The following is a 9667-nucleotide window of genomic DNA, read 5'->3' as shown; positions in this document are numbered from 1 at the left end:
TTTTGCCTTTCTATTTGATGCCAAGCTCGTTGTTTTTTCACCCCAAAAACCTGCATTTAGCCCCTAAAATACCACATTTTAACGGGTATTTTGCCCTTTTCGGCCATGTTTTTAATGGTTCTAATAGGTATGTTTATACCAATTGCGGTGAATTATTATGCTTTTCACCTTGCATTTCTCAGCATTTTGCACTGCATTTAGCACCATTTTACCTTGCGTTTAGCACCAAAACGCATTGTATTTAGCACCAAAACGCACTGCGTTTAGCGGCATATTGCACTGCATTTAGCACCAAAACGCACTTCATTTTGCTGAAAATGGCCCAAAAACGGGTGTTAGTGGCGGTCGGTTTAAATAAAAATTCATTTTGCCTACATGTACAACTACCCCCCTGTTGCACCCAAGCAAACCTTCGCGAGAATCGATTTTTTGCGGCAAGGTGATCGATTGGTGGATAAAAAGGCCACTCATAATGTTAAAATCTATACCAAAAAGTTGACGAACCTATAGGTTTACGAGTTAACAGGTTGACGAGTTGGCGGGTTAACAAGTTAACGAGTTGACGAGTTGACAGGTTAACGAGTTGACAAGTTGACAGGTTTACGAGTAAACAAGTTGGCGAGTAAACAAGAGCAGGTGTAATAGTGCAGACAGACATTTGGCTTAACTTCTAAAGGTGAAAGGGTGAAAAGGTGAAAAGATGGCTAACGCCCAGCTAGGTGTTTGGTTTAACTCCTTAACTAGGATGTTAGTTAACGAGTTGACAAGGATTATCGTCCACTCTGCAACCAAGCATTTGGCTTAACTCCTTTACACCCTAACTCCTTAACTCCGAAAAACTAGAATAACCGATTTATGGCATAGAAACGCAAATGGCGCGCCCCGCAAGTAACCCTGCCAAGTGGCAAATAACTTGCGTGGCGCGCCTATAAGCTTAGTGCGCAAATGCGTAAAATGTGGTGCGGATTAAGGCTTGCGCGTGAGTTTGGGTTTCACAAACACCTCGCCAATACCGCGAAAAGCACCCATTACGGGTTTAGAATCGGAGAAACGGTTCCAGCCATAGGACGAGAACGTTTGTTCGGATGCGATTTTCTGCGCCTCCTTGAAAACGAGATTGCCCTTATCGTCGAAAGTAAGCAACACGCTTTCTTTCGTTCCGTTGATGGCCGTTTCGTGTCCTTTCCTGAAATCGTCGGCCACAATCACGGTGATAAGATACTCGTAAACGCCTGGTTTAACTTCGTTTTTCCCCACTATCTTGCCGTTATTCATGGTGAAACCCTTACCCGGAGTAAAGGCCACTTCCCACGAATACTTGCCTTCAACGATGAAGTTCGCCGTGTTGGCACCCGTTGCCACGATGCGCACATCGGTGGTTTTCTCTTCCAGTTCCCTATTGGGCAGGCGCATCAAAGCCGTTTGTGTGTACTCGCCTTCAACGTCTGACAAGGCCGCTTGCACCACTTTAAGCGAGTCGGTAAGCCCAACGGCCTTGGCCGTTACCCAGCCCACGCGTGGTTTCCCTGTGGCATTGGCGGCCAGTTTCACGTTGATTGCGCCACCTTTATCCTCCACGGTTATCCAGCTTTCGGTGCCTTGGTAGGTTACAGGCACGTTGGCTGGCGTTGTGAACGACTTGGAGAAAGCCTCGTCGCCGGTGTAGATGTCTTCGCCAACAGGCAGTCCGAAGGCCACACCCTCTTGCTGAACGTTAAGTGTAATCGAGTCGCCTTGTTGGTTCTTTATTACCAAGAGGGTGTTTCGCGTTTGCGCACTGGTGTTCGTCTGGGCAGTCAGGGCGATGGTTTCAGCTTTCGTTGCTACGCTTAACCATGCGTCTTGCGCATAGGCTTGTGCCGGTTGTGCGGCCATCGTCACCTCTTGCGTTCCGCCAAGCACGCCGAAGGCGGTTTGTGCCTTTACCACCGATAGCCCTGCGGCATACTCTGGCAGTTCTTTGTCGCTGCTGCACGCCACGACAAAAGCGGCCAAGGCCGTGGCCATCGATATAGAAATCAACTTGTTCATAGTCGTTGTTATTTTATTTTCCTCATGTATTCAATGTTGGGCAGCGTGAAAGCGTACACATAATCACCCTTCGGATCGAGTATGGGACTTAGGTCTTCGCCATAGGCAACGCCAAAGAACGAGTCTACCGTGTGGCCCGTTATCTGCCCGCTGTCTTCTGCATCGGCCCGTTCCATGTCTCCATTCCATGTGAAATACATGCTGCCCTTGCCCTCTCCAAATATTTTCTTCTCTTTTAGCGATGCCGGTATGAGCACAATTCCTGCCGGATACTTGTAGGTTGGGTCGATAACGGGTTGGCCAGGCAGTTCAATACGTCCTGTGGCGGGGTCGTAGGTAAGTTGCAATTCATAGCTCACCTTGTCGTAAAGCAAGTGTCCCTTCAAGGTGTTGGCGGTCGTTCCAAGTTCCAAAGTCAGCGTTATGCGCTTTCTCAGGCTTGTTTTGAGTTGCCATTCGCCCACCCAGAAGTCGAGCGTTTTATGGTTCTTTGGCACAAACTGCGCCAGTTTCAGGTCGTTATCTGTAAGCACCTTGTCGGTTTCGTTCCACGTAAAGTTTTGGTATTGCTTATTGCCGATAACGATAGGTTGGCGAAGTACGATGCCCGTTGCATGGGTGCAATAGGGCATGTCCCATGTGGTTTTGCCCAAGGTGACAGAAAGTCGGCGCGTAGTGGGGTCGATGGAGCCTTGCGCCAAGGTGTCGTTGCCTTGGATAAAATTGTAAGTGCTCACGCTCATGCCGTCTTTAACGGTGATGATGCCCAACATCATTTCCTCCCAATTGGCATCTTTCGGCAGGCGTGTCAGCACCATTTCGTTCTTCCATTTTCTGCCCCTAAGCACAATACTATCTGTTGTTGCGCGCAGAATGGAGAACTCGTAGTCGCCCTGTATGCCCTCGGGATTGCCCAGCCAAGCCTCTGCCAGGGGGTGTATCACCTTATTATATACGTTGAAAGAGAGCATCGGGCCTTGGTCTTTCACCACTTCATAGTCTGATGTGGCCACCGCTTCGGGGTCTAGCACGTCGCCCATAGCGGTAACATGCCCATCCTTAAACTTCAACAACAGCGTGTAACCGCCGTAGCTATAATTCTTCCCTGCATAGTATTGCAGCATCCAACCACCCTCCGACGACTCTAAAAGCACAGTATATTCGGCCACGCTTTGGTCTATCCGCTGTGCGGCAGGAAGGTCGAAAGCCGTTTTGTTGTCGTGCAGACACGCTTGCATCAATAGCGTTAGCACCACAGCCATGAATAGGAAATATGCCTTTTTCATTTGCTTATCGTTTACTTCTTCTTTAATGTTTTTAATCTTCATATTCGCCGCCTTGTTAGTTCAAGCTGTTCAAATCGAGCGTGGATATTTTCCCACCTCTCCGCAATACGGCGTTGCGCAACAGGTCGATGTCGGCATTCCAAGAGTTTTTCATATAGTCGCGAACCATCTTCAGTTTCCTGTTGATGGTGCTTGCGCCCTTATTTCCGGCCGCCTTCAAGATGTTGTTCCATTCGTCTGGCGTGCTGGTTACGTATATGGAGTATAGCTCGGCGATGTCTTCGGCAGGGTTTTCCATCGAATAGGGCGACACGAAACCCAGCGCGTATGCCCGCTTTTCGGGTACGGAAGTCCAGTTGCCGCTTACATAATCGGCGCGCGAGATGTTGTCGTACGACTCGTCGTAGGGCTTTTTCTGGTTCAGGATGTGCATAAACTCGTGGTGCATGGTGTGGAAATAAAAGGCCGTCATGCTGTGATAGTCTTTCAGCAAGTCGTCGGTAAGGGCGTTCACCTTGCTCAACGTCACCTTATATCCGCCTTCGGCACTGCCCACCACCTCTGTTCGGTAGCGCGTATAGCCCGGAATACCTACGGCCACGATGATGCGTGGCACATTTTCTTTCACGAAATCCAGGCCAATGGTTTCCGCATAGGGGTCGAACCACATAAACTTGGTGATGATAGCCAGCTTTGCGGTCTTGGCCGAATCGGCTGGTACGAAGTTATAAGCCTTATCTGTTTCCTCTGTTTTAAGGCGATACTGGAAGTCTATGTTATAAGGCATGGTGTAGTTTTTGTACAACCATTGGTCGAAAGCGTTTCGTTTTTGCGCCTCGGTAGAGAAAATGGAGTCGCCGCTCAGCTTGCTTTCGCCGCACGACTGCAATATTGCGCCGCAGCATAAGCATGCGCTTGCCACTAGATATAGATACTTCTTCATGAGCGTATGTTTTTTATTTGTTACGGGGATTGGGCGTTATTCCGGCAGAGATAACGTCTTGGGGCAGCTGGATGGCCAGGCGTGGGTCGCCCACTTTCATCGAGTCGGTTAGGGCGTTAACCTTCGATTGCACGTCTACTTGCCTGCGATACATCGTTATTCCATAGCGTTTCACATCCTGCAACCTGAACCCTTCGTGTATGGTTAGGATGCGGCGCAACTGCAATAGGCATTGCAACAGCGGCTCTTGCGTGGTTTTTTCTATCGCGAAAAGCGGGTTAAGGGCTTTCCTCGGCGTGGGCTTAGTGGGGGTGTAATAAGCTTGCGAGTTGTAGAAGTCCTTAATTTTGTCGAGTGTTAGCTGCACTTTCTTTTTCGAGAAAGCCGTCAACTCGGTGTTGATGTCCTTCAAAGCCTCGGCATATTTTCCCGAAAGTGCATAGGCCTCGGCACGTTCTAGCAGCGTTTCGTCAGTGTTGAACACGGCGTACTCGCTGTAAGGGATGCCAATGCCGGCCGTTACGTCAATCACGCGCGGCACGTATGGTATCTTGCGCAAGGCGTATTTCGACACGCCATTGTTGTAAGTAACGGTGTAGAGCAATTCTGTTCCGCTGTTTCCCCACGGCCCTGGCGCTTGTAGCGTTTCGTTTTTGCTCAGCATCTCGCCGTGCGCGTACTTACTTCCAGCCAATACGGGGATGCTTATCACGCCCCACTCGGAGGGAACGGGCAACAACAAGATGTTGGCGTTGTTGGATGCTTGCACAAACGCGTTGGGTTGAACGTTTCCGCTTGGGCCCAGTTGGTTCCACTCTGCCCAATTGCGCAGAATGTCGCCCGGTTGGTTGCCTAGCACCAAGTCGGCATACTTAATGGCCTTATCATATTGTTGGGCATAGAGGTAGAAACGTGTGGCGAAAGCGTAAGCGGCCTGTTTGGTAAAGTGGAATTTGGGCCGTGCATACTTGGTTCCAACAAGCGAGATGCCTTCCAAAAGGTCTTTTTCGATGTTGGCGTAAAGTTGTTCAAGCGTTCCACGCTCCATCAAACGGCCCACAACTTGTTCGGGTTCTGTTGGATAAGGCAAGCCTAAGTTGCCTTGCGCCGTGGTTTTATCGTAAGCTTGGCAGAAAACGGTGCTCAATTGAAACATGGCAAAGGCCCTGCAAAGCAACGCTTCACCCAGCTGTGCGTCGTAATCGTGCGGGTTGCTTACGCTTTTGATGTGCGCAATGGCCTCGTTGGCCGTGGCCACAGCCGTGTAGTGGGCCTCCCAAAGCTGATAAGGCGTTTCGGAATTGCGCACCTCTTGGATGTCTTTCCATTGGTAAGCCTGCTCTTGAAACCTGTCGAACGTGCTCCACGTGCTGTGCATCTGCTCGTCGGTATTGTCCGAATACATCTCGGTAAGGTAGGCCGGATGTGCCGAAGGGTAGGCGCTAACCAAGAGCTGGCTAACTTCTGATGGGTTCTTGAGGTCCATACGGCTGTCGGGATACTTGTCTAAGAATTCGTTGCACGATGCTAGCGCGAACGAAATGGCAGCCATCGACAGCCCCGTTATGTATTTGTTGACTTTCATCTTCGTAGGGTTTAAAGTCCGAGTTTTATTGTTAGTGTGAATTGTTTGGGCATAGGCGAGGCCACACCACCCACGTTGTAGAATTCGGGGTCTTGCCCATTGAGCCGTTTGTCGGCATAGAGCAAGAAGAGGTTTGTGGCTTGCAGTTTCAACGACACGTTCTTCACCATCGCCTTTTGGAACCATTGGGCAGGCAGGTCGTAGCCCAACGACACCTCTTTTAGGCGGATAAAGTCGCCCTTGGCAACGCGAAGACTGGTGTAGTTGTAAGCGTTATAGCCCAAGCGAAGGTTGGTGTTGGCCATGTATTGTGCCTTAGAGATGATGCCCGGCACGTTGGTTTGGTCTTCCTCTCCCGGCTTTGTCCACCTGTTTTTAAAAGCGTTGGTCATCGAAACGAGGTCGTTGTAGCGTGCGCGGAACTTGGGGTCGAGGCGCACAACGTTGCCGAAAGCGTAGGTTACAAATACGTTGAGCCTAAAACCGCGGTAGGTAAACATGTTGCCAATGGAGCCTGTGTGCAGCGGATCGGTGGGTCCTTCGTATCTAAGGAAGTCGGTAAGCGTTCGTTCTTGGAAGTTAATGTCGTCGGATGTTATCATCCCTTTCTCGTTCAACACCAGTGGCATGCCCTCGTCGTTAAGGCCAACGAAGGGTATCGAGAACAACGAACGGGCAGGATAACCGCGCTTGGCAAATCCGCTGCCGCTAACCAAACTCATCACGTTGCCTTGATTAAAGAGCTTGGTTATCTCGGTGTGGGCGTAGGCATAGATGAAATTGGTTGTCCAAGAGAAGTGTTTGTTCTTCATGTTCACCGACGAAAGGCTGAGTTCAACGCCGTTCGAGCTCATCTCGGCCACGTTGGCAGCGCGGATAATTTGGCCGCCCGTACCCGCTGTTACCATCGGACCGATTTCGTCGAAGTTCCTTCGGGTGTAGAAATCGAAGGTTATGCCCAGGCGATTGTTCCATAACGAGGCGTCGAAACCTAGGTTAAGCTCGTTCTTCTTCTCGTAAGTAAGGTTGGCGTTAGCCAATTCGTATATTTCTAGTTGCGGCTCTTGGTCTTCTGCAAAAAGGCGGAAGGGGTTGGATGCCTTGATAATGGCCGTAGAGTTGCTGTACGAGGCATCGGGAGGTGTACCCGTAAGGCTGTACGATGCACGCAAAGTTAGGCGCGAAAGGGGCGAAAGCTTGCCAAACCAGCCCTCTTCGTGCACGTTCCATGCACCCGAAACGTTCCATGTTGGCATCCATCGGGCGTTGGTGTCGCGGCCCATTTGGTTCGAACCCTCGTAGCGAAGGGTGCCGTTAAACACGTAACGACCCTTATAGCTGTAAGTGGCGTTGCCGTAGAATGCCACACTGCGCGAATTGGTTGGCGTTATCATATAATAGGTGTTGCCCCCTTCGACAGCTCGTTTGAAGTATTCGTAAATGTAAAACGGCACCTGACCCGCATCGTAACGCAAGCCCGAACCCTCGAAAGAGTTGCGTTGGCGTTCGATGCTCTTCACTTCCGTACCTGCAAAAAGGTTCATGATGTGCGTATCTGCAAAGGTATGGTTGTAGTTGGCCGTTGCGCGCAGGTCGTAATCGCTCATCCTATTGTCACCCTTATGGTACAAACCGCCATAGGGCAACACCGAGAAAGGCATCTTGTAAGGGTTGGATGGGTCGTTGTAAAGGTACTTGTTGGCCTCGCGGATGATGCCGTTAGACATGGCACGATAGGCCATTGCCTGATTGGAATTGTCCTTTACGTTGTGCTCTTGCGTTGAGGCCATGTACTTAAACGCACCCAAAGCCGAGAGTTCAAGTCCCTTTATGGGCTTGTACTTCAACTCTAACTGGAACTTGGCATCAAGAACATTGAGGTCGATGTAGTTGTTGTTCAGCTCGTTGAAGATGTTGAACGGGGCGAAATTGGCCACGTAATACTCGTTGGGGTCTAACACGCGCGACGTGTTGCTGGCGTAAGAGTAGGGGTTGATGTCGAAGTCGCGCTTCACTTCGCCGCCAACAACGTCAACATCTTGCCCTAAGGTTCCCGGTGCGCGCTGCTTGCGATAGGCTGCGCTGCCGATGAAGTTGAGCGAAAGCTTATCAGAGAGGTGTTGCGTTAAGTTTAAGCTGAGCGTATAGCGGTTAACGTTGCTCTGCTTGTACCATCCTGGATCCAACATGGCACTGAACGAGGCGTAATAGTTAGAGTTTTGTGTTCCGCCGCTCAGGCTTATCGAGTGGTTCTGCATGATGCTGGGCGTAAAAAGCTCGTTAAACCAGTCGGTGTTTCTAAACTCTGCCTGTCGCAAGTAGCGGTTCTTTGCTTCGGTGGTGTTCTCTAATGCAAAACGGCCCGTGCGCGCATCGTATCGGTTTATCAATTCGTACATCTTTCCGTACACGCCATACTCGCTGCCGTTGAGTATTTCAGAGAGGTTGAGCCAGCCTTTGTCGGCCATTTCCCTGTAAATGCCCATCTGTTCTTTCGAGTCGAGGATGTCGAAGTTGTTGTACGAAGGCACAAGCCTTGTGGTAAATTCGCCCGTATAGCTGATGTGGGCTTGTCCTTGCTTGCCTTTCTTGGTGGTAACAACGATAACGCCGGCCATGGCACGCGCGCCATAGATGGATGTGGCCGAACCGTCTTTCAATATCTGAAAGCTTTCGATGTCGTCGGCGTTAAGTCCGGCGATAGCCGAAGAGATAAGCGTTTCGGGGTTTCCCGATGCCAAATCGTCAGCTCCCACGTTGGCTGCATCTTCCATGATAACGCCGTCGACCACCCACAGGGGCTTGCTGCTGCCGTAGATAGAGGTTGCTCCGCGCACGCGTATCTTCGGGGCAGTACCAAACGTTCCGCTCACGTTTTGCACCGAAACGCCTGCTGCCTGCCCTTCAAGCGAGCGACTGATGTCGGCCACACCGCTCAATCGGGCTTTCTCGGCATCCACTTTGTCGGTAGCACCGGTAAACAAGCGGCGGTCTGTTCGGGTAAGACCCGTCACCACCACCTCGTTAAGCACCTGGGCGTTGGCTTTTAGCTCAACGTGCATGTTGGCAGTTGCCTTTAACGTCTGTGCCACCATGCCGATGTAGCTAATGGTTACTTGTGGGTTGGGCACGTCGGTAGTAAGCGAAAACTTACCATCGAAGTCGGTAACAGCCGCCGTTTTGGTGCCTACCACGGTGATGGTGGCGCCGATAACCGGCTCGTTATCGCCAGCCGACACCACCGTACCAGAGATTTTAGTTTGTGCTACGGCTGCACTAACGCACAGCAAGAACGTAACCAAACACATAAGTAGCTTTTTGTTCATAAAACTTTCATCTATTTTGACTGTATTTATTTAGTTGGTCGTGATTTGTTCTGCCTGCAATGTGTACCATTTGTTTTGCGTACGCCTAGGTTTAAGCATTGCAAAACACGGCATGGCTTGCAGCCATTGCCAGCCCCCTTGGGCAAACATCCATAATGAAGTAAACATTCTCCTTGCTGGTTGTTCCGTAGATTATACGCTGTAGGTTATGTCGGTTTGTTGTCCCTAGTCGGCATAATCCCCATGTATTTGTTGTCGTTGTGCGCTTTTTCTTTCGGCTGCGTCTTTCGTTGCGTCATTCTTTTCACATGCTCTCACCCCGCTAGGTTTCTCACATCTTGCTAGCACTTGCTCTTGTTAACTCGTTAACTCAATGTCCTTGTCAACTTGTCAACTCGTCAACAGTACTTCCTTGTCAACTCAATTTCCTTGTCAACTTGTTACTCGTCAACTTGTTAACTCAATCTCCTCGTCAACTTATCAACTCGTCAACTCA

The 9667-nt window shown here is 50.2% G+C and carries 6 protein-coding genes; 1 reads left to right on the top strand and 5 read right to left on the bottom strand.

From position 1 onward, the window contains the following. Window positions 1-245 (top strand): hypothetical protein (locus HMPREF0670_RS17120; protein ID WP_232213901.1); only part of this gene is annotated, 245 nt, incomplete at its 5' end. 721 nt (window positions 246-966) lie between these two features. Here the strand turns inward: HMPREF0670_RS17120 and HMPREF0670_RS10160 are convergent. The 5 genes from HMPREF0670_RS10160 to HMPREF0670_RS10140 are packed head-to-tail and all read right to left on the bottom strand — an operon-like array spanning window position 967 to window position 9171. Continuing rightward, window positions 967-2031, bottom strand: coding sequence for a BACON domain-containing protein (locus HMPREF0670_RS10160; RefSeq protein WP_009231070.1), 1065 nt, complete (start codon window positions 2029-2031; stop codon window positions 967-969). 8 nt (window positions 2032-2039) lie between these two features. Further along, window positions 2040-3359, bottom strand: coding sequence for a DUF4302 domain-containing protein (locus HMPREF0670_RS10155; protein ID WP_009231069.1), 1320 nt, complete (start codon window positions 3357-3359; stop codon window positions 2040-2042). 13 nt (window positions 3360-3372) lie between these two features. After that, window positions 3373-4260 carry a putative zinc-binding metallopeptidase gene (locus tag HMPREF0670_RS10150; RefSeq protein WP_009231068.1) on the bottom strand — a complete coding sequence of 296 codons (888 nt, stop codon included), beginning with the start codon at window positions 4258-4260 and terminating at the stop codon, window positions 3373-3375. A 13-nt stretch (window positions 4261-4273) separates the two neighbouring features. After that, complete coding sequence (locus tag HMPREF0670_RS10145) at window positions 4274-5845, bottom strand: RagB/SusD family nutrient uptake outer membrane protein (RefSeq protein ID WP_009231067.1); 1572 nt, start codon at window positions 5843-5845, stop codon at window positions 4274-4276. Between the two features lie 11 nt (window positions 5846-5856). Continuing rightward, window positions 5857-9171: a SusC/RagA family TonB-linked outer membrane protein gene (locus tag HMPREF0670_RS10140; protein ID WP_009231066.1), complete on the bottom strand. Its 3315-nt coding sequence runs from the start codon at window positions 9169-9171 to the stop codon at window positions 5857-5859. Window positions 9172-9667: the final 496 nt, after the last annotated feature.

This window comes from Prevotella sp. oral taxon 317 str. F0108, assembly GCF_000162415.1.
In the GTDB taxonomy this organism is placed as follows: Bacteria; Bacteroidota; Bacteroidia; order Bacteroidales; family Bacteroidaceae; genus Prevotella; species Prevotella conceptionensis.
Note: the sequence above shows the minus strand (reverse complement) of the source record. Positions and strands in the feature narration are given on the sequence as shown.

What these genes read in the sequence shown, in the direction of transcription:
- HMPREF0670_RS10145 (WP_009231067.1), bottom strand. Translation starts at nt 5,845, where the DNA reads ATGAAAGTCAACAAATACATAACGGGGCTGTCGATGGCTGCCATTTCG.
- HMPREF0670_RS10155 (WP_009231069.1), bottom strand. Translation starts at nt 3,359, where the DNA reads ATGAAGATTAAAAACATTAAAGAAGAAGTAAACGATAAGCAAATGAAA.
- HMPREF0670_RS10150 (WP_009231068.1), bottom strand. Translation starts at nt 4,260, where the DNA reads ATGAAGAAGTATCTATATCTAGTGGCAAGCGCATGCTTATGCTGCGGC.
- HMPREF0670_RS10140 (WP_009231066.1), bottom strand. Translation starts at nt 9,171, where the DNA reads ATGAACAAAAAGCTACTTATGTGTTTGGTTACGTTCTTGCTGTGCGTT.
- HMPREF0670_RS10160 (WP_009231070.1), bottom strand. Translation starts at nt 2,031, where the DNA reads ATGAACAAGTTGATTTCTATATCGATGGCCACGGCCTTGGCCGCTTTT.